At 65.8% G+C, this 18,439-nt stretch carries 16 protein-coding genes; 3 read left to right on the top strand and 13 right to left on the bottom strand.

Going from position 1 to position 18,439, the window contains the following annotated elements:
• Positions 1 to 44: 44 nt before the first annotated feature.
• The 5 genes from C8N44_RS18135 to C8N44_RS18120 form a co-directional block, all read right to left on the bottom strand.
• Positions 45 to 668: a GNAT family N-acetyltransferase gene (locus tag C8N44_RS18135; protein ID WP_107978197.1), complete on the bottom strand. Its 624-nt coding sequence runs from the start codon at positions 666 to 668 to the stop codon at positions 45 to 47.
• 102 nt (positions 669 to 770) lie between these two features.
• The gene (locus C8N44_RS18130) at positions 771 to 2,471 is read right to left on the bottom strand and encodes a tetratricopeptide repeat protein (protein WP_107978196.1); all 1,701 of its coding nucleotides are present in this window, start codon (positions 2,469 to 2,471) and stop codon (positions 771 to 773) included.
• 74 nt (positions 2,472 to 2,545) lie between these two features.
• Positions 2,546 to 3,496, bottom strand: a complete 951-nt coding sequence (locus tag C8N44_RS18125) for a homocysteine S-methyltransferase family protein (RefSeq protein ID WP_107978195.1) — start codon at positions 3,494 to 3,496, stop codon at positions 2,546 to 2,548.
• Positions 3,496 to 3,663 (bottom strand): hypothetical protein, encoded by a 168-nt coding sequence (locus C8N44_RS23455; RefSeq protein ID WP_158274089.1) that lies wholly within the window; start codon positions 3,661 to 3,663, stop codon positions 3,496 to 3,498. The genes C8N44_RS18125 and C8N44_RS23455 overlap by 1 nt, the downstream gene beginning before the upstream one ends.
• A 224-nt stretch (positions 3,664 to 3,887) precedes the next feature.
• A complete protein-coding gene (locus C8N44_RS18120) occupies positions 3,888 to 4,892 on the bottom strand; it encodes a 1-aminocyclopropane-1-carboxylate deaminase/D-cysteine desulfhydrase (RefSeq protein ID WP_107978194.1) in 1,005 nt (334 codons plus the stop codon).
• Between the two features lie 184 nt (positions 4,893 to 5,076).
• On the opposite strand from C8N44_RS18120, the gene C8N44_RS18115 reads away from it, so the two are divergent.
• On the top strand, positions 5,077 to 6,936 hold the full coding sequence (locus tag C8N44_RS18115; protein WP_107978193.1) for an ABC transporter ATP-binding protein: 1,860 nt from the start codon (positions 5,077 to 5,079) through the stop codon (positions 6,934 to 6,936).
• Positions 6,933 to 7,625 (top strand): SDR family NAD(P)-dependent oxidoreductase, encoded by a 693-nt coding sequence (locus tag C8N44_RS18110; protein WP_210204186.1) that lies wholly within the window; start codon positions 6,933 to 6,935, stop codon positions 7,623 to 7,625. Before C8N44_RS18115 ends, C8N44_RS18110 begins: the two co-directional genes overlap by 4 nt.
• Positions 7,626 to 7,977: 352 nt before the next feature.
• On the opposite strand, the gene C8N44_RS18105 is transcribed toward C8N44_RS18110, so the two are convergent.
• The 6 genes from C8N44_RS18105 to C8N44_RS18080 are packed head-to-tail and all read right to left on the bottom strand — an operon-like array spanning position 7,978 to position 14,364.
• Positions 7,978 to 8,799 carry a sulfurtransferase gene (locus C8N44_RS18105; RefSeq protein WP_107978192.1) on the bottom strand — a complete coding sequence of 274 codons (822 nt, stop codon included), beginning with the start codon at positions 8,797 to 8,799 and terminating at the stop codon, positions 7,978 to 7,980.
• 17 nt (positions 8,800 to 8,816) lie between these two features.
• Positions 8,817 to 9,779: an ornithine cyclodeaminase gene (locus tag C8N44_RS18100; protein WP_107978191.1), complete on the bottom strand. Its 963-nt coding sequence runs from the start codon at positions 9,777 to 9,779 to the stop codon at positions 8,817 to 8,819.
• A complete protein-coding gene (locus C8N44_RS18095) occupies positions 9,776 to 11,116 on the bottom strand; it encodes a M20 family metallopeptidase (protein WP_107978190.1) in 1,341 nt (446 codons plus the stop codon). Before C8N44_RS18095 ends, C8N44_RS18100 begins: the two co-directional genes overlap by 4 nt.
• A complete protein-coding gene (locus C8N44_RS18090) occupies positions 11,113 to 12,033 on the bottom strand; it encodes an ABC transporter permease (RefSeq protein WP_107978189.1) in 921 nt (306 codons plus the stop codon). Before C8N44_RS18090 ends, C8N44_RS18095 begins: the two co-directional genes overlap by 4 nt.
• Positions 12,033 to 12,872 carry an ABC transporter permease gene (locus tag C8N44_RS18085; RefSeq protein ID WP_210204185.1) on the bottom strand — a complete coding sequence of 280 codons (840 nt, stop codon included), beginning with the start codon at positions 12,870 to 12,872 and terminating at the stop codon, positions 12,033 to 12,035. Before C8N44_RS18085 ends, C8N44_RS18090 begins: the two co-directional genes overlap by 1 nt.
• Before the next feature lie 4 nt (positions 12,873 to 12,876).
• Complete coding sequence (locus tag C8N44_RS18080) at positions 12,877 to 14,364, bottom strand: ABC transporter substrate-binding protein (protein ID WP_107978188.1); 1,488 nt, start codon at positions 14,362 to 14,364, stop codon at positions 12,877 to 12,879.
• 158 nt (positions 14,365 to 14,522) lie between these two features.
• On the opposite strand from C8N44_RS18080, the gene C8N44_RS18075 reads away from it, so the two are divergent.
• The gene (locus C8N44_RS18075) at positions 14,523 to 15,206 is read left to right on the top strand and encodes an FCD domain-containing protein (protein ID WP_146178869.1); all 684 of its coding nucleotides are present in this window, start codon (positions 14,523 to 14,525) and stop codon (positions 15,204 to 15,206) included.
• 604 nt (positions 15,207 to 15,810) lie between these two features.
• Here the strand turns inward: C8N44_RS18075 and C8N44_RS18070 are convergent.
• A complete protein-coding gene (locus C8N44_RS18070) occupies positions 15,811 to 15,945 on the bottom strand; it encodes a hydantoinase/oxoprolinase N-terminal domain-containing protein (RefSeq protein WP_107978186.1) in 135 nt (44 codons plus the stop codon).
• Between the two features lie 220 nt (positions 15,946 to 16,165).
• Positions 16,166 to 18,214 (bottom strand): ATP-dependent helicase, encoded by a 2,049-nt coding sequence (locus C8N44_RS18065; RefSeq protein WP_107978185.1) that lies wholly within the window; start codon positions 18,212 to 18,214, stop codon positions 16,166 to 16,168.
• Positions 18,215 to 18,439 lie beyond the last annotated feature (225 nt).

Below are 18,439 nucleotides of genomic sequence, written 5' to 3'. Positions count from 1 at the left end.
CCGGACCATTTTTCGTATTCCGGTTGCCCTGTAAATCTTGGATATCACGCCAAGTGAGAAAACGGGGCGGTCTTCGACGGGCGCGCCGGCGGACGCACCATCGGAAAGATCGGCGGGCAAGTTCCGACCCTGATCTCGGCCACTGTTTCGAAGCCCAGACGGGCGTAGAGCGCGCGGCTGGCGGGGGTCGATGCCTCCAGGTAGGCACTGGTGCCAGTCGTGTCACAGGTCCCGAGTATCGGGAGCATGAGCGCGGTGCCGAGCCCCTCTCCCTGCCGCTCCGGAAGAACGCCGATAAAGGGCAAATACCAGTGCGGTGCGCCTGGCGCGTGCCGTCCCATCTGCTCGAAGACGGCAAAGACCTCGGCGTGGCGCGCCTCCGGGACCGCCTGCCGGACAAGTTCCTCCAGCGCTGCGTCGTTGGTTTCTGCACCGGGACGGCTCCAAAGCGCGACGCCGCCCGGGGTGCGGGTCAGCGTGTCGTCGCGAAGGGCGGTCCCTCCGAGGGCCTGAACGAGTTCGGGAAACCAAATCCGGTAGCTTTCGTCATCCGGAAGAAGCCAGCGTATCGGCGGATCGTTCTCGAAGGCACGAGGCAGGATGCGGAACGCGGGGTCTGCGCTGGTGGATGCCCCGGGATTGTCGGAGGCCAGGATTGAAATCGACAAGTTGAATTCCTTTCATGGAAAAATGTGGGGTGGCGTCCGCCGGTTGGGCCGGGGCGCCGCGAAAATGGGGGCGGGAACCGGCTCTGGCCGGTTCCCGCGGGGTCAGAGGCGGTCGATGGACGGCAACTCCTGACCGAGCCATGCCTTCTCGAAGGCTTCCCTTGCGGCCTCTGCCGCGGAAGCATCTTTCTGCGCAGTGCGGGCCTGCCAAATTCCCCAAAGAGCCCAGGCGTTGTTGGGATGAGTTGCGAGCGCCCCTTCGAAGGCCTGAATGGCTCCCGCGGCATCGCCGGCCTGGAGCCGAACCGCACCCAGCGTCTGTCTGACGGGATAGGACCAGTAGGGCGGTTCCATGTAGGCGATGCCGTCCTCGAGGAGGATGGCCTCTTCGAGATGGTGCTCGGCCTCGTGCCAGTTGTCCGACGCCTGGGCGATCCGCGCTTCGACCAGATGCTTGGCGATCCCGAGGACGTCGCGGGCCGGAAGGTATTGTTCCTCGAGGCTGGCGAGGTCGGCATCTGCGATGATCGCCTCGATCGCCTGCTGTTCCGCGCGGGCCGCCGCGAGATCGCCCTGCAGGGCATAGGCCGTGGCACGGGCCCAGTGCCAGTGACCCTTCACGAAAGGAAAGCGGTCGCCAGGGTCGGGGAGCGCGAGGATCTCGTCCGCGCTGGCCAGTTGGGCATGGGCCGCGTAGGGGGCGGTGTCGATTGCCTGGACCCAAGCGAGGTCTCCCGAAACCTCGTCCGAGGTCACCTTCGCCAGCATTGCGGCTGCATCAAGAGCCTCGTCCGCGAGGCCGGCCATCTGTGCGCCCACCAGCAGGAAGTGGATGTTGTGGGGGTAGTAGCCGTAGCGGTAGAGCGGGCTTGCCGCATCGCCCGTCGCCGCGAGGTAGGCCTGGTCCGCGGCGATCGCCGCTTTGTTGACCTCGATGGACTCGGCGTAGCGTCCGACCCGGTTGTAGATGTGGGCGGGCATGTGCAGCAGGTGGCCGGCCACCGGCACGGCGCCGCGCAGGGCGTCGGCCGCCGCTTCGGCGGCGGAGGGATCGGCCGAGGCCTCGACCGCGTGGATCTGCAGGTGCAGCGCGCCGGGATGGTCCGGATCGATCTGCAGGGCTTGGTCGAGGGTCGCGAGGATCTTGGCCGTCTGGCCTTTCGGAGTGACCGCGTCGGCTTCCCAGTAGTCCCAGGGCTGCAGGTTCATGAGCGCATCGGCGTAGATGACCAGCACGTTTGCGTTTCGTGGCAGGTGCCCGGCGGCGATGGCCATCTTGTCGGCGAATGCGCGGTCCTGGGCGCTGCGGTCGCCGAGGCTCTCGTCGTAGCGCGCGACGACGGCTTCCGCGAGCATGCGGTCGCGCGGCGTCACCGACTGGGCAAGCGCGCGATCGGCGGCTGCGGCTGCTTTCGGCGCATTCTCGGAATGCATGCCGTCATTCAGGTTCGGGCCGAGGGCATAGGCCTCGCCCCAGTAGCAGGCCGAGCAGGACGGGTCCGCCGCCTGCGCCGCGCGGAATGCGTCGGCCGCTGCCGCGTGGTTGAAACCCCACAGCAGGGCGATCCCGCGGGCGAAAGCCTCGCGCGCCGATGGATCGTCGGTACCGGCGTCGAAGCCGAAGTCGCCGTAGCCCGCAAGCTCCATCGCTGCCGAGGCGTCCCCGGCAGGCATGTTGCCTTCGGCGTGTGCCACGCCCGGGCGGAAAAGCTCGGTCCGGCGTTCGTTTTCGTGTGCCCGACCGACCGAGGCGAGGATGGTGCTGGCAGAAAGCGCCAGAAGGGTGGCTTTAAAGAAGGTCATGGTGATGTCTCGTCTGGTGAATGAAATGTGGAGGGCGAACCGGGTGTGCCCGGATCGCACGTTGCTTGGAGCGCTCAGGCCGCGGGCTGCCGGCAGCAGCAGTCGGCCATCGCCTCGACATGACGGTGGTCCGTGCCACAGCAGCCGCCGAAGACGCGCAGGTTGGGCAGCATGCGAGCGAGCCGCGCGTAGTCGTGGCCGAGTTCGGCAGGATTGCCGGAATCGAGATCCGTCGCCGCGTCGAGCTCGGCGTGGCTGAGGCGCGAGGCATTGGCGCGCACACCCCAGACCCGCCCGAGCCAGGCGGCATCCGCTTCGAGTGCACTGCGGAAGTGATCGGGATGGGCGCAATTGACCATGAAGTAGGCCGCGGCACCCGCCGTCATCATATCGGTCCGTTCGATCGCCTCGCCCAGCGGGGTGCCGTCGGGCAGGCGCCCATCGGTCTCGGTCGTGTATGAGACCACGCAGGGCATGCCGGCTGCGGCTGCCGCCCTGATGATCCCCACCCCCTCGTTCACCGTGGTGATGGTGAAGGCGCTGACCATGTCTGCTTCGGTTTCGGAGAACCAGCCGATCTGCTCGGCGTGATAGGCCTCGGCCTCTTCGGCGGTCATGACGAGATCGGGCGTGTAGCCGTCTCCGCGAGGACCGATGTTGCCGGAGATCACGACCGGCGACAGGGCGCTGTCTTTGCGGATGTCTGCCAGCAACTCGATGGCGGCGGTGTTGAACCGTGCGAGATCCGCAGGCGTGTGTCCGAGCTCCGCCCCCCAGTCCCGGCTTGCGCGCCACGTGGGTGCTTCGAGCAGGAAGCCAACCTCGTGATCCGCCGCGATGGCAAGGTGCCGCTCGAAATAGGCGCGGAGCACCTCGCGCCCGGAGGCGCTTTCGAGCAGCGGGTAGGAGGCGAAGCAGGGCAGGTCGATGCTCTCGAGGAAGAGAAGCGTCGTCTCAAGTCCCGAGTCTGTAAGAAGCTGCGCGCCGTCCAGTTGCGGCAACCGGTTGCGGTAGACCGTGCGCATCACAGCCACCCCCGGATGTGGTTCATCTGCCGGCCCATCTGAAGGCTGGAATGGTCGATGTTGGGAAGGCCGATGTCGCGGCGCATGTGCGGGTCGCTAAGCAGCCGGCTGAGGGATTGCCGCGCGACATTGTCCGGGCGGCGGCGAAAAGAGAAAAGCTTGAACATGGAGCGTCCTTTCAGGTTCTGACGCTCCTCCTCTGCCGGGCCGGTGTCTTTGCCGGCGTCCGCGTGCCGTTAAAACTGCGTTAAATCGGATGGGCACGGGCGCGCCGGCATGATTTCGGTTTGGGTCGTTTCACCGGAGAAGACCGCCGAAACGACGAGACCCCCGCAGATCACTGCAGGGGTCGTGTCATGGCGTCGGGTGGCGAAGACCTCGACCGACGCGGTCAGTATGTGAGGTCGGCTGTCAGCTGTTCGCTGAAAGGGAAGAGGGCGGGCGTACCGCCGCAATGGACGAAGAGCACGTCCGAGCCCTTTTCGATCCCGCCTGCCTGGACGGTGCCGATGATGCCCGCCATTGCCTTGCCAGTGTAGACCGGGTCGAGCAGCACCCCTTCGGTGCGCCCGGCCCGCAGGATCGCGGCGTTGCCTTCGTCGGAGGGGATCGAGTAGCCGGGGCCGACGTAGTCGTTCTCGATGCGGATGTCCTCGGGCGCGAAGCGCTGGTCGAGGCCGAGCAGTTCTGCCGCGTCGTTGGCCATCACGGAGATGCGTTCGGAGAAGGGCACGGCCGTGCCGGTCACGGCGATGCCGAGCACCTGCGTGTTCGGCCACCACATGGAACAGCCGACTGTCATCCCGGCCAGCGTGCCGCCCGAACCCACGGGTGCGCAGATGTAGTCGGGTGCCTTGCGGCCCTGCGCCTCGTACTGTTCGGCCAGTTCCCGGATCGCGTTGACGTAGCCCATGGCGCCGAGCGCGCTCGCCCCGCCGAGAGGAATGATATAGGCCTTTTCGCCACGTGCCTCGGCTGCATCGGCATGGGCCTGCATGCGGGGATTGATCTGTTCGAAGTAGGCGTCGGGATCGAGGAAATCGACTTCCGCGCCGAGGATGTGATCAAGCAGCAGATTTCCCTGCCAGTTGTCCGGCTTGTTGCCGCGCAGCACCAGGACCGGCTTCATGCCGAATTTGCGGGCAGCGGCCGCGGTCATGCGAGCGTGGTTCGACTGGTGGCCGCCAGTCGTGATCACGGTGCTGACGCCCTGCGCCACGGCGTCCGCCATCAGGAATTCGAGCTTGCGCACCTTGTTGCCACCGCCGCCGAAGCCTGTGAAATCATCACGTTTCACCGACAAGGAGATGCCAAGCTCGGCGCCGAGCGTCTTCAGGTCCTCGACCGGGGTGGGCAGGAAACCCAGCGACAGCCGGGGAAGTTCATCGAGTTTCATCCTCGGTCCTTTCTCATGATCGGTCCGAAAGGAGAGTTTTTCCTTGCAACATCGGACTCGCTCCTTACGATATATGATATATCATCATCGGCAACCCCTTGGGACGGCGCGAGGCTGATACCTCTGCCCCTTCCAGCAAGGTGGAACGGTCGGTAGTCTCAAAGTGATCTAACGGGGCCGAGCAATGAACCAACCAGTCTTCTCCGTCTCCGGGCTCGAGGTCGCCTTTCGCGGCCGCGCCGGTTGGAAACCCGTGGTGCATGACGTGTCGCTGGAAATCGCCCGGGGCGAGACGCTTGCCCTGGTGGGCGAGAGCGGGTCGGGCAAGAGCGTCACCTCTCTCGCCTCGATGCGGCTGCTCGATCCGGAAAGCAGCCGCATCGGCGGCAAGGTGATGCTGGAAGGGCGTGACTTGCTGGCGCTATCCGAGGCCGAGATGCGCGGCGTGCGCGGAAACGACATGGCGATGATCTTCCAGGAGCCGATGACCTCGCTGAACCCTTCGATGAAGATCGGCGAGCAGATCGCCGAAGTTCTGGCGGCGCATCGGGATATGTCGCGGCAGGAGGCCCTGGCCGAGACCGAACGCCTGCTGGAGCGCGTCCGCATTCCGGCGGCGCGTCAGCGGATGGGCGAATACCCGCACCAGTCCTCGGGAGGCATGCGGCAGCGGTTCATGATTGCCATGGCGCTGGCCTGCCGCCCGCGTCTTCTGATCGCGGACGAACCGACCACGGCGCTCGACGTGACGATCCAGGCTCAGATCCTCGAGCTGATCAAGGTGCTGCAGGAGGAAGAGGACATGGCCGTTCTCTTCATCACCCACGACATGGGGGTCGTGGCAGAGGTCGCCGACCGCACCATCGTCATGCACCACGGGCGGGCCGTGGAGCAGGGCGCAACCGAGGCTCTCTTCGGGGCGCCGAAGCAGCCTTATACACGGGCGCTATTATCGGCGGTGCCGCGACTGGGCTCCATGTCGGGCAGCGTACAACCTGCGCGGTTCCCACTCGTCGAGCCCGACACGGGGCAGCCCGTACCCGGACGTCCCGTGAAGGACCATGTTGTCCAGAGCGCGGTGCCGCTTCTGCAGGTGCGTGGGCTGACCACCCGATACACCGTCAACGGGGGCATGCTGGGCGGCGGCGGAGGCCGGGTGCATGCTGTCGAGGGGCTCGATTTTGACATTCGCCCCGGCGAGACGCTGTCGCTGGTGGGAGAGTCCGGCTGCGGCAAGTCCTCGGCCGGGCGGACCATCCTCGGGCTGACCGAAGCCCACGGCGGTTCGGTCAAGCTCGAGGGCAAGGAGCTGGTGGGCCTGTCTCGGCGGGCGATCCGGCCCTATCGCCGTAAAATGCAGATGATCTTCCAGGATCCTTTCGCGAGCCTCGACCCGCGCTGCCGCATCGGTGACGCCATCGCCGAACCGATGCTGACGCATCGCCTGGTTTCCCGTGCAGAAGCACCCGATAGGGTGGCCGACCTTCTGGAAAAGGTCGGTCTGCACGGTGACATGGCCCGGCGCTATCCCAACGAATTTTCGGGCGGTCAGCGGCAGCGGCTATGCATCGCGCGCGCATTGGGCATGGCGCCGAACCTGATCGTCGCCGACGAGGCCGTCTCGGCGCTGGATGTCTCGATCAAGGCGCAGGTCATCAACCTTATGCTCGACCTGCAGGAAGATCTCGGTCTCTCCTATCTCTTCATCAGCCACGACATGGCCGTGGTCGAACGCATGAGCCACCGCGTTGCCGTCATGTACCTGGGCGAGATCGTCGAGATCGGACCGCGGGCCGCGATCTTCGAGAACCCGCAGCACCCCTATACGTGTCGTCTTCTGTCCGCCGTGCCCGTGCCGGACCCCGCCCGGCGCGGCATGCGGCGGGGGCTGGACGTGCGCGAGCTAAAGAGCCCTGTCCGTCCCCATGGCTACGAACCGCCGCTGCGCGAATGGCGGACCGTCTCGCCCGGTCACCGGGTGCAGGTGCCCGGCCCTGAATGGACCGGCGAGATGGCGCAAGCAGCGACCGGAGTTCCGGCATGAGCCGCCCCGTGGTGATGGTTTCCGGTGCCAGCCGTGGCATCGGTGCGGCGATCGCGGCCGAGATGCTCGATGCTGGTTGGGATCTGAGCCTCGGCTTGCGCGATCCGTCGTGTTGTCCGCTGGCGATCTCAGAACGTGTCATGGCCTGCCACTTCGATGCGACGGACGCCCAGAGCGAACGAGAGTGGGTATCTGCAACACAAGCGCGCTTCGGACGTCTGGACGGATTGGTGCTGAATGCCGGGGTCCTCAGCCGCAGCTCGGTGCTTGACGCGAGCGAGGCGGAGTTCGACGAGTTGTTTGGGATCAATGTGAAGTCCCCCATGCGTCTGGCGCAGGCGGCCTGGCCGATGCTGGAGCAAGGGCCGGGGCGGATCGTCACCATCGCGTCGCTCTCGGGCAAGCGGGTGAAATCCGCGGGCGCTGGGCTCTACGCCATGTCCAAGTTCGCCGTTGTCGGACTGACCCATGCGCTGCGGCAGGCCGGTCGCGACAGCGGCGTCCGCGCGACGGCGATCTGTCCCAGTTTCGTTGCCACCGATATGGGGCGCAGAGCGTCTGGCACGGACGGTAGCGGCAAGACCCGGCCGGAAGACATCGCCCGGATCACGCGGACCGTTCTGGAGCTGCCCTCATCGGCGAGCGTTGCCGAGATCCCGGTGCACTGGGATGTCGAGGATTGCTTCTGACATGACCTTTGCCAATCGCGGCCCCGCGCGGACTGGGGTGCGTTGGCGCGGCTCTCACTCAGCACGACTGGGGCAATGGTTCCCCACAATGGCGGGGGTAAGCCGTGCAGCAATAGGACGAGCTTATCGATGTGACTCTGGACGTGAGTTCGGTGATAGCGGAGGTGGAGGCGGTACCTGGCCTCGTGATCGAAACCGGATTTCCGCACGGCTGCGGAAACGGTCCGGGGGGCTTTGCATGTGCTTGCCGACCTTGTCGCTGGGTGAGAGCCCTCGGTCGTCAGGCTGGACGGCGATGGTGGGGCGGCCGTGAAGATAGCGTCCTAGTCCTGACGTGCCTTGGCGCGTGGCGTCAGATCGCCGGGCCAGTTTGCATCGGCAATTCCGGGTCGGTCGCCCATTCGTGCCAAGACCCAACGAATATGCCCACCTTCCGGAAACCGGCGAGCCGAAGTCCGTAGAGTGCCGTCGCAGCGCGGGCGCCCCGGTGGCAGTAGGTGACCACCGGTTTTTCGGGGGCGAGCCCGGCGGTGATGGCCGCTTCGCGGATCTCGTCGGCGGGGCGGTAGCGGCCGTTACGGATCATGTCCTCGTAGAACATGAAGAAGGCGCCCGGGACGCGACCGCCGCGCGCGCAGCAGTCGTGCTTGAAGCTGCCGTCGAACTCTGCCGGTCGGCGGACGTCGAAGATCTGCAGGTCCGAAGGCGGGGAGAGCAGTTTGTCTCGGATCACGGCCAGTTCAGGCTGCCAGCCTTCTGGCGCGGGGCCGTCGACATGGGTGATCGCGTCCGCCTGGCTGTCGCCGGGGCGTGTCTTGCCCCCGATCTCGCGCCAGGCGCGGAGGCCGCCGTCGAGGATGACGCCGCCCTCGAGGCCGAGTAACTCTTGGAACCAGAGCCCGCGCGGCGACCGCATCCCGGTCCCTTCCTCGAACCAGACGATGGTTGTGGCCTTGTCCAGTCCCGTCCTGCGGAACGCCTCCATTGCGCCGGCGGCCATGCCCTCGTAGCCCGCATCCGTGCTCTCCGGCACGAAGTAGTCGTAGACGTTGAGGAAGATTGCGCCCGGCAACGTGTCCTCTGCCCAAGCCTCGTGAGTACGTGTGTCGACGAGGACGAGCCCGGGCTCATGGAGGCGGTCGGCGAGCTCGGTCGCGGAGATGGTCACTGTCATCTTGGTCCTTTCAACTGTCAGGCAGAGAGGGGCTCGCCCAGTCCGAGCATCGCGGCGTTGCGCATCAGTCGCGCGGCGAAGGCTATGTCGAAAATGTTGAGCCCGAAGCTCGAGAAAAAGACGCTCGCCTCCGGCGCTGGGCGCCAGCCGTCCAGCAGAATCGCGCTGGCATCGGCCGCAACGCGTGTCTCTGGAAAGCGACCGGCGCGGTGCATCTGGAAAAGGCTCTTGGCACTGGTCCGGGAAAAGTCGCCCCAGAGGTCACACGTGACCGCATCGGCGCAGTCGATCGCGTCGAAGCTGACCTCGTGGTAGCCCACCTGCAGGATCAGCGCGCCGGGCCGCATCACCTCGGGGCCAAGAAGAGGCTCGGGTGCGGAAGTGCAGGTAAAGGCTACCTCGGCGGCCAGGCAGGCGGACCGCGGGTCGTTGTAGCGACAGAGCGTGACTCTGCCCGGCAGGCTTTCGGCCAGCGCACGCCCTGAGCGGGTCCAGTGGTGGACCTCCTGCAGGTCGGGAAAGAGTGCAAGCGCCATATCGAGGTGCATCCTGGCCTGCGGCCCGGCACCCAGAATGGTGAGGCGCGTCAGCCCCGGATACAGCGCGCGGGTGATTGCACCCGATAGCGCGGCGGTGCGCACGCGCGTGAGCATCGCGCTGTCGATGAGGCCCAAGGGCCGCCCTGTGGTCGTGTCGTCGATAAATGTGCGCGAGGTGATTGCCTCCCCGCCGGCGGGGGCCTCGGCACGGTGAAGGGTCCACTTGAGACCCGCTGCAGCGAACCGGCCGCCCACCCGTGCGGGAAGGCCGTAGCCCTTGTCCCTTGGGTCTGGTCCAAGGGGGAGCACGTTCTCGGCCGCCATCTCTGCCTCGCCGACGCGCAGCAGCGACAGCGCGTCGTGGATGTCTGCAAGCCCGGCGTCCCAGTCCAAGGCGCCCGCCCGGATCTGGTCCTGTTTGGAAAGATAGAGTTCGGTCATGGCAGTTTACCCATGCCCAAAAGCCATTCGCGCACCGAGGCGATGAAACGACCGAAGCCTTCGATGGTCAGGAACTCGTCGGTGCCGTGGGCATTGCCTCCGCGGCCCGCGCCGCCAATCAGGAAGCTGTCAGCATGGGGCGCGAAGGCATGCCCGGGAGCGGAGCCGATGGCCCAGGGCCAGATCTGGGGTGCCTCAGAGGTCACGCTGTATGCGGCGCGCAGGGCGGTCGCGCCGGGGCTGCAGGCGCCGAAACGAACGCCCGGCGCGATCTCTCCGGTCTCGAGCCTGACACCAGTGCCCTCGAGGCGGAGGTGCTGGGTCGCGAGGATTGGCTCTGCTTCGAGGCCCGGGGGCGTGCGCAGGTCGAAGAGTGCCTCTGCTTCGGGCGGGATCACAGCCGTGTCTCCAGCAGGTCGGGTTGTGAGCGATGAGATGTTCAGTGACGCCGTGCGCAGCACGTGGCGCAGCAGGGTCTCGGCATCGCCGGGCCGGGTGTAGCGTTGGCTGGTGCGGAACTGCAGCTCAGCCTCTGGATCGAAGTCGCGCGCGAGCGCTGCGATGAGATCGAGGGCCTCGGCATCGAGATCCACCTGTCCGAGTTCGCCTGTCACGGGACCCCCGAAACCCGACAGCGCATCCACAAGTACGCGCGCCGGATTGGCGATCCAGGGGGCATTGCTGGAATGAATGGCCGTACGCGGGCCGCCCCAATCCCCGCCAGCGACGTGGATGCGGCCCTTGGTGATGCCCGAAAAGCCGAGGTAAAGGCGCGGCGCGCCGCCGCCGTATTCGCAGAGGCTCGGGAAGAGCCCTCCGATGCAATGGGGAAGGGGGCAGTCCGCGGCGGCGAGGTAGTGGCGCATCGTGGGCGAGCCTTGTTCCTCCTCGCCGTCGAGCAGGATTTCGACGTTTACGTCAAGCGCGCCGGACCGGTGCAGGTCGCGCAGCGCCGTCAGCATGCCGGCCAGCGGCCCCTTGTTGTTCTCGGCGCCGCGGGCAATGAAGACCTCGCCGATGTCCGCCATCCGGGCACGACCGCCGGTCCACGGATCGACCTGCCAGCCCTCCGGGTCGGCAGGCATCACGTCGTACATGTTGTAGAGGATGACACTGTGCCGGGCGCCGGCGTCGAGCCGGGCATGGATCACCGGCGCCGGGCCGGGGGAGGCCAGGGGGGCTAAGATTTCGGCCCCCAGCTCATCCGTGAGCCAGCTGATAAGGTCCGCCACCTGCCGCCCCTGCGCATCACGGTTGCCTGCGTGCGAGGGGATCGCGCACCAGCGGGCCGTGAGGGCAAGAGCCTCGTCAAGCAGGGGGGCAGGGGCGGATTTCACAGGCGGATCCGCGGGTTCAGCCAAGTGTAGGCCACATCCACGAGGAAGTTCGCCACGACGAAGACGAGCGCCGCGAAGAGGACAACTGCCTGCACGACCGGGAAGTCGCGGTTCTGGATCGCCTCGACGGCCAGCCGGCCAATGCCGGGCCACGCGAAGATGATCTCGGTCACCAGCGCGCCGCCCATGAGCGAGGCGAGATACATGCCCTGCAGCGTTACGACAGGGATCATCGCGTTACGCAGGGCGTGCCGCACGACGATGCGCCATTCGGTCAGGCCCTTGGCGCGCGCCGTGCGCACGTAGTTCTCGCCCAAGGTTTCGATCAGGCTGGAACGCACCAAGCGCGTGATCGCCGAAAGGTAATAGGCGCCGAGCGCGAGGGAGGGCATGATGAGCTGCTCGAAGCTGCCGTAACCACTCGAGGGCAGCCAGCGCAGGTTGAGCGAGAAAAGGATGATTAGCATCAGCGCCAGCCAGAAGACCGGGACGGCCTGCCCGAGAAGCGAGATCACCCGGATGGCAAAATCGATGGGGCTGTTCTTGCGCACGGCCGCAACGGCCCCGAGCAGGAAGCCGAGCAGCGAGGACCAGAGCAGTGCCGAAAGCGCCAGCAGGGCGGTTGCGCCGAGCCGGTCGGCAAGCAGGTCCATCGCCGGACGGCTGTAGCGCAGGGAGGTGCCGAGGTCGCCTTGCAGCGCCTCGACGAGGAAGCGTCCATACTGGACGATGATCGGATCGTTGAAGCCCATCGCCTCGCGGAAGGCGGCAATCTCGGCAGCCGTGGAATCCGGTGCCATCATCAGGATCGCCGGGTCGCCGGTGAGGAAGAGCGCGAAGAAGACAAGGAGCGAGACGCCGAACATGACGATCAGGCCCTGGATCGCGCGGGAGAGCAGGAAGCGCAGGCCTTTCATCAGGACACCTTGCTTTCGGCCCGGCGGACCAGCCAGTCGCCGAGGAGATTGCAGCCGATGACCAGCGCGCCGATCATCAAGCCGGGATAGAGCACGAGCCAGTTGGCGATGAGGATCACGGAGCGTCCCTCGCCGATGAGATTGCCCAGCGTTGGCATCGGTGGCTGAACGCCGAGGCCGAGAAATCCGACCGAAGCCTCGAGGATGATCAGCCGCGGCAGGTCCAGCGTGAGCAGCACCGTCTGCGGGCCGATGATATTGGGCAGGACGTGGCGAAAAATGATGGTCGTGTCGGAAAGGCCCATCGCGCGGGAGGCGTCGATGTATTCGAGCTCGCGCACCTCGAGCGTGCGGCCCCGGGCGACGCGAGCGAAGATCGCCCAGCCCGTCAGTCCCAGGACGATAACGAGATTGGTCATCGAGGGCCCCAGCACCGAAACAAGCAGCAGGATCAGCAGGATGAAGGGCACAGCGAGCTGGATGTCCACGAGCCGCATGATCAGCGCGTCAACCCAGCCTCCGTAGTATCCCGCGATCATGCCGAGCGCGGTTCCGAGCACGACGGAGATCAGCGCCGCGAGGAGGACGATCCCGAATGACACCAGCGTGCCGAGTCCCAGCCGGGCGAGAAGATCCCGCCCGAGCTGGTCCGTTCCAAGGGGGTGCAGCGTATCGCCCACCACCGACATCGGAGGTTTGAACGTCGCGGAGATGTCGCCGCGCAGCGGATCGAGCGGCCAGGCCACGGGCACCAGGATGCAGAAGGCGACGGCGGCCACGAGGAGGAAGATCGCCAGCGCGGCGTCCTCGTTTCCCTTGATGTGCAAACTTCCGGTCACGTCGTCAGTCCATCGTGATTTCGAAGACGGGGATGCGGGCGTCGGCCCGCCCCTCGAATTCGATGTTGGGGGATTTGCCCATGAGCTGATCCTCCTGGTAGAGCGTGATCAGTGGGACCTGATCGGCCGCGAGTTCCTGGATCTCCTCGAGGATCTCGGCGCGGGCCTCCGGATCGACAGTCGAGCGGCTCTCGTCCAGAAGCGCGTCGAGTTCGGGGATCGAGGCGCCGGAGTAGGGTTCGCCCGATTTCAGGATCGCGTAGACCGCGGCATCGGCGTCGAGCGTCTGTGTCGACCCCCAGCCGAGCATGTAGATCGGACCCTCGAAGGGCACGGTCTGGGTGTAGACCGACCATTCCATGGTTTCCTGGTTCACCGTCAGGCCGATGTCCTCGAACTCCTGCGCGATCGTCTGGGCGACCTCGGCGTTCTTCATGTAGCGGAAGGACGACTGCATGGTGATCTCGAACCCGTCGGGGAAGCCAGCCTCGGCGAGAAGCTCGCGCGAGAGTTCGGGATCGTACTCTGCCACGGGCACGTCGAGATAGCCGAAATCGGCGGCGCCCACTTGGCTGCCCTTGGGGGTCGCGAGGCCGCCGAGCAGGTTCTGAGTGATGGATTCGCGGTCGATCGCGTGGTTCAGGGCGCGGCGGACGAGCACATTGTCGAGCGGCTCCTTGTCCATCCGGAGGCCGAGGTAGATCGTCAGGCCGCCGTTCTCGACCTGAACGAGGTCGGCGTCGGGCGTCTGCTGAAGCAGCGGTACGAGGTCGACGGGCACGTTCTCGATCAGTTGGACCTCGCCGGTGACGAGGGAAGTGATCCGGGCGGTCGCGTCGGGGATCGGACGCCAGATGACGGTGCCGATGTCGGGGGCGCCGCGCCAGTAGTCGGGGTTCGCCTCGAGGGTCACGCGCTCGTCGGGGACGAAATCCACGAAACGGTAGGCGCCGGTGCCGACAGGGTTGTTCGCGAAATGCTCGCGGCCGTTTTCGCCGATGTACTGGGGCGGAACGATGTAGGCGGGATAGCGGCTCATCCGTGTCGGCAGCAGCGGGTCTGGCGCCGAGGTCGTGATGCGCACGGTCATCGGGTCAACGACTTCCACCGAGGAGATCGTGCGGATGTAGGAGATCGTCGGAGCGTTGTTCTCGGGGTCGAGGACACGGTCGAGGCTGAACTTCACCGCGTCGGCGTTGAAGGGCTCGCCGTTGTGAAATGTCACGCCTTCACGCAGGGTGAATTCCCAGGTGGTGTCGTTGATGGAGGTCCACTCCGTGGCCAGGCCCGGGACCAGGTTCATGTCCTCGTCCCGCATGACCATGGTGTCGAAGATGTTGTCGACGACGGTCGCCGCCTCGCGCAGGAAACCCGGATCCAGCGCATTGGTCGAGGCTGATCGCCCGATGACGAGCGTGTCGTCCTGTGCGAACGTCACGGTGGCCGGAACGGCCAAAGCGAGGCCGAGGGCGAGTGCCGGTAAACTCTTCATGTGTGGAGAACTCCTATTGGATGAGAACGCAGGGCCAGCTTACGAGGCCTCTTGATTGGATCTTCCGTCTAGATCGAGCGTAAGATATATCATATATCGTAACTTCGCAAGGCGAGCGCGGGCTCGCGCAATGTCGGAGAGTGTGCAGGAGAGAGTTTTTGAAGCAGAACGAATTCAGCGCCCCGCCCCGCAAGAGCCTGACGGCCCATGTCGAGAGCCAGCTTCGAGACGCCCTGATCGAGGGACGGCTGGAGCCGGGAACACGGCTTGTGACCAAGGAGCTGGCAAACTCGCTTGGGATGAGCATTACGCCTGTGCGGGAGGCACTCGTGCGGTTTGCTGCCTCTGGCGTGCTGACGGCGGAGCCCGCCAGCTCGTTCCGCGTGCCCGTCATGACGGTTGCCAGCTTCGCGGAACTTGGGGCCATCCGTAAGCGCGTCGAGGCGCTGGCGGCCGAGACCGCGGCCCTGAAAATGGACGCAGCCGCGGTCGATGCGCTCGAAGCGCGCGTGAAAGCCTATATCGAGGCCAAACATACCCGTGATCCGCACGACGCGCTCAAGGAAAACAAGGAGCTGCGCTTCAGCGTCTATGCCGCTGCCGAGATGCCCATCCTGCTTCAGACGATCGAGACGCTCTGGCTGCGGGCGGGGCCCGGTTTCAACTACCTCTTTCCCGATCCCGGCGCGAGCCGCACCGAACACGCCAACTACGAGGCCCTGATTGCGGCGCTCAGGGCGGGCGATGCCGAAGGAGCGGGGCGGGCGATCTGCCGGGCGATAGACGACGGGTCCGAGCGTGTGTCGCGCGCTCTGGTCGAGCGGGAGCGTGACGCGGGTTGATTTGTTGAAAGGGATGCCAGGCCTCTGCAATCTCGGAGTTCGCGCACCGAGAGATGGCGATTGAGGCTTTCCCTGACCCTTGGTTTCAGGCCGGTTTCCATGTCTCTTCCAGGGGACAGCGCCGAGAGCGCCAGTTCTGCCCGAATGGCCTCTACGGATAGATGCCACTCGGCGAAGCGATGCGTGTTGATACGCAGAACCTGCTCGCAGCTCGGTGCATCCATCTCGGCAAGGAGGACCAGAGCGTCGACGCCAAGCGGCGACCGACGCCGCCGAACATCGCGGGGACTTGCGCAAAACCACTCTGCCAGTCGAGGAAGACGGAAACGAAGCCGGCTTGGGTCATTGGGAATGTTGGAAACCCAATCTCGGCAGCGACATCAGGAGCGAGCGCAGGGTCGTGGTGATGTCGCCGACGGCAACGTCTTTCAGAGCGAATGCATGGATCGCGGGACCGGCGTGATCGTCGCCACGCCGCCCCGTCCTGCGCCACGAACCCGCATTCGAGCAGCGCCAACAGTTCGCGGTGCCCAGGTGCCCGCGCGTCGCCTAGGGCGGCGAGAAGGCGAGTCGCGCGGGCTGCGTTGGAATATGCGCGGCGAGGTCATGCGGGCGCGGCCCCAAAGCCGGTTCGCTTGCCGTAGCAAACCTTGCAGATCTGTATCTTTCCCGTGTCTTCGTCGATCAGACAGACATCCGTCAAAGTGCCGCCCAAGTCGATACCGATGCGCCAGGCCATCCGGTTTCCCGTCTTCCTTTAACGGTTTCCGGCCTTAACCCAGAGAAGGGCCTTGCCGGATATTGGGATCAACTATCGGATCAAGATTTATCATTTGGTCCGACAATACGACGATATAAGATCCCGATCCGGTCAGGAGTCCTTGTCGCAGCACCGTCGAGCCGGAAAATGTCCTTAGGTCGACCTCCCAGGGACGGGGTGTTCCTGCCTGAAGGAGACGTCAGTCCGCCCACATGCCGCGCATCCTTGCAGCGACGTCGATCGGCTGTGGCGCTGCGCGGACCGGTGCACCGTCGGGTCTGAGCGGGCTCCAGTGGGTGACCTCGAAGCGGTCGAGGATCGTCTTGGGAATGAAGCGCGTTCGAGAGGCGTAGACATGGCGGTCGCCGTTTCGCCCTTGGTTGGTGACGTAGAAGCGCTGCGGTACTCCGAGTGAAAGGGCCTCCTTGGCACGTGTCATCGCCACGTAGAGCAGGCGGCGTTCCTCTTCGAGATCATCCGTTGTCCCGGTCCCAAGGTCGGACGGAATGCAGCCGTCCACTGCGTTCAGCACGTGCACCGATTTCCATTCCTGGCCCTTTGCGGAATGGATGGTGGACAGGATCAGGTAGTCCTCGTCCTTGAGCGGCACACCGGCCTGATCGCTGGTCGCGTCGGGGGGATCCAGGGCGAGATCGGTGAGAAAGGTCTCCGCGCTCGGGTAACCCGTGGCGATCTGTTCGAGCTGAAGAAGGTCCGCGCGGCGCGCTTCGGCATCCTCGTGCAGCCGGTCGAGATGCGGCTCGTACCAGGCGCGTGCGAGGCTCAGCGCGGCGGGCCAGGGGGCGTCCGTGGTCAGCGCCTCGACCAGCGCGGGCCAGTCGGCTGTGGCGCGAGGCGGCGCCGGCACCTCGGCAATCGCACTGCGCGGGTCGGCGGTGAGGTCCAGCGCCTCGAGCACGCGGCCCGCCGCCTTGGGGCCCACACCGGGCACAAGCTGAAGCACGCGGAACCCCGCCACCCGGTCGCGGGGATTGCGCGAGAGGCGCAGGAAGGCCAGCAGGTCCTTCACATGGGCGCTGTCGAGGAACTTCAGTCCGCCGAACTTTACATAGGGTACGTTGCGCCGGGTGAGCTCCGCCTCGAGCTGGACCGAATGGCTCGAGGTTCGGAACAGCACCGCCTGATCCATCAGACGCGTGCCCGTCTCGCGGGCTTCGAGCACCTGGTCGACGATGTGCCGCGCCTGATCGCCTTCGGTGGCATAGGTGACGATCCTGGGTTTCGCACCACTGGCGCGGTCGGTCCAGAGATCCTTGGTAAAGCGTTCACGCGCCTCTCCGATCACGGCGTTGGCCGCGGCAAGAACCGGCTGGGTCGAGCGGTAGTTGCGGTCAAGGGTGATGACGTCGGCGCGCGGCTCGTAGCCTCCGGGAAAGTCGAGGATGTTGCGCACGGTGGCCGCGCGGAAGGCGTAGATCGACTGGGCGTCGTCCCCGACCACGGTCAGCCCGCGACCGTCGGGCTTCAGCCCCTGCAGGATCCGCGCCTGAAGCCGGTTGGTATCCTGGTATTCGTCGATGAGCACGTGGTCCCATGTGTCACCCACATGAGCGGCGAAGGCCGGGTCGGCCATGACCTGGGCCCAGGCCAGAAGCAGGTCGTCGTAGTCGAGCACATTCTGCGCCTGCTTGGCCTCGACATAGGCCCCGAAGAGCCGCTTCAGCTCCCGCTCCCAGCCGCCGCACCAAGGGAAATGATCCTGCAGGACTGCGGCCAGCAGCGCTTCGGAGTTCACCGTACGCGAATAGATCGCGAGACAGGTGCCCTTGGCGGGAAAGCGGCTTTCGGTCTGCGACAGGCCCAACCCGTGGCGGCAGAGGTTCATCAGGTCGGCGCTGTCCTCGCGATCGTGGATCGAGAAATCCGGATCGAGCCCGATCGCGGTGGCATTCTCGCGCAGGATCCGCGCGCCGATGCTGTGGAAGGTGCCGGCCCAGAGCAGCGCCTCGGCCGCGATGCCGGTACCGAGCGCCTGCGCGGTGATGCGCTCGACCCGGCGGGTCAGCTCGGCCGCGGCGCGGCGCGAGAATGTCATGAGCAGGATGCGCCGCGGATCGGCTCCGTTGACCAGCAGGTGCGCCACCCGGTGGGCCAGCGTACTGGTCTTCCCCGAGCCGGCCCCCGCGATCACAAGAAGCGGCGGCGCAGGGGCATCCCCGGCGACGCCGTATTCAACGGCGGCACGCTGGTTGTCGTTGAGCTTGTCCAGATAGCCTGCCGTTCCCATGCCCGTGCCCCTTCGCGCGTTTCGAACAAAGCTTAACGTAGAATGAACAGAATGGGAACATGGGCCGGGTTGGCGTAAGCTCGGCTTGTCGTTTTCTACTGGAAGTCGGATCTCGCTGACACTTTTCGGATGAGCGCACGCCGGGCAACATAACCGTCCGTCGAAGCGAGGGTCTTTGCTGCCAACCGGATGCGAAGACGCATGGGACGTTGCGGAACCGCAAGT

The sequence above is a fragment of the Allosediminivita pacifica genome (assembly GCF_003054175.1).
Lineage (GTDB): Bacteria > Pseudomonadota > Alphaproteobacteria > Rhodobacterales > Rhodobacteraceae > Allosediminivita > Allosediminivita pacifica.
This window is presented reverse-complemented; position numbering and strand designations above follow the sequence as displayed.

Bases quoted from the DNA above. Each gene is read 5' to 3' on its own strand.
- C8N44_RS18070 (WP_107978186.1), bottom strand. From the start codon at position 15,945: ATGGCCTGGCGCATCGGTATCGACTTGGGCGGCACTTTGACGGATGTC.
- C8N44_RS18090 (WP_107978189.1), bottom strand. From the start codon at position 12,033: ATGAAAGGCCTGCGCTTCCTGCTCTCCCGCGCGATCCAGGGCCTGATC.
- C8N44_RS23455 (WP_158274089.1), bottom strand. From the start codon at position 3,663: ATGTTCAAGCTTTTCTCTTTTCGCCGCCGCCCGGACAATGTCGCGCGG.
- C8N44_RS18105 (WP_107978192.1), bottom strand. From the start codon at position 8,799: ATGACAGTGACCATCTCCGCGACCGAGCTCGCCGACCGCCTCCATGAG.
- C8N44_RS18110 (WP_210204186.1), top strand. From the start codon at position 6,933: ATGAGCCGCCCCGTGGTGATGGTTTCCGGTGCCAGCCGTGGCATCGGT.
- C8N44_RS18115 (WP_107978193.1), top strand. From the start codon at position 5,077: ATGAACCAACCAGTCTTCTCCGTCTCCGGGCTCGAGGTCGCCTTTCGC.
- C8N44_RS18100 (WP_107978191.1), bottom strand. From the start codon at position 9,779: ATGACCGAACTCTATCTTTCCAAACAGGACCAGATCCGGGCGGGCGCC.
- C8N44_RS18080 (WP_107978188.1), bottom strand. From the start codon at position 14,364: ATGAAGAGTTTACCGGCACTCGCCCTCGGCCTCGCTTTGGCCGTTCCG.
- C8N44_RS18120 (WP_107978194.1), bottom strand. From the start codon at position 4,892: ATGAAACTCGATGAACTTCCCCGGCTGTCGCTGGGTTTCCTGCCCACC.
- C8N44_RS18130 (WP_107978196.1), bottom strand. From the start codon at position 2,471: ATGACCTTCTTTAAAGCCACCCTTCTGGCGCTTTCTGCCAGCACCATC.
- C8N44_RS18065 (WP_107978185.1), bottom strand. From the start codon at position 18,214: ATGGGAACGGCAGGCTATCTGGACAAGCTCAACGACAACCAGCGTGCC.
- C8N44_RS18125 (WP_107978195.1), bottom strand. From the start codon at position 3,496: ATGCGCACGGTCTACCGCAACCGGTTGCCGCAACTGGACGGCGCGCAG.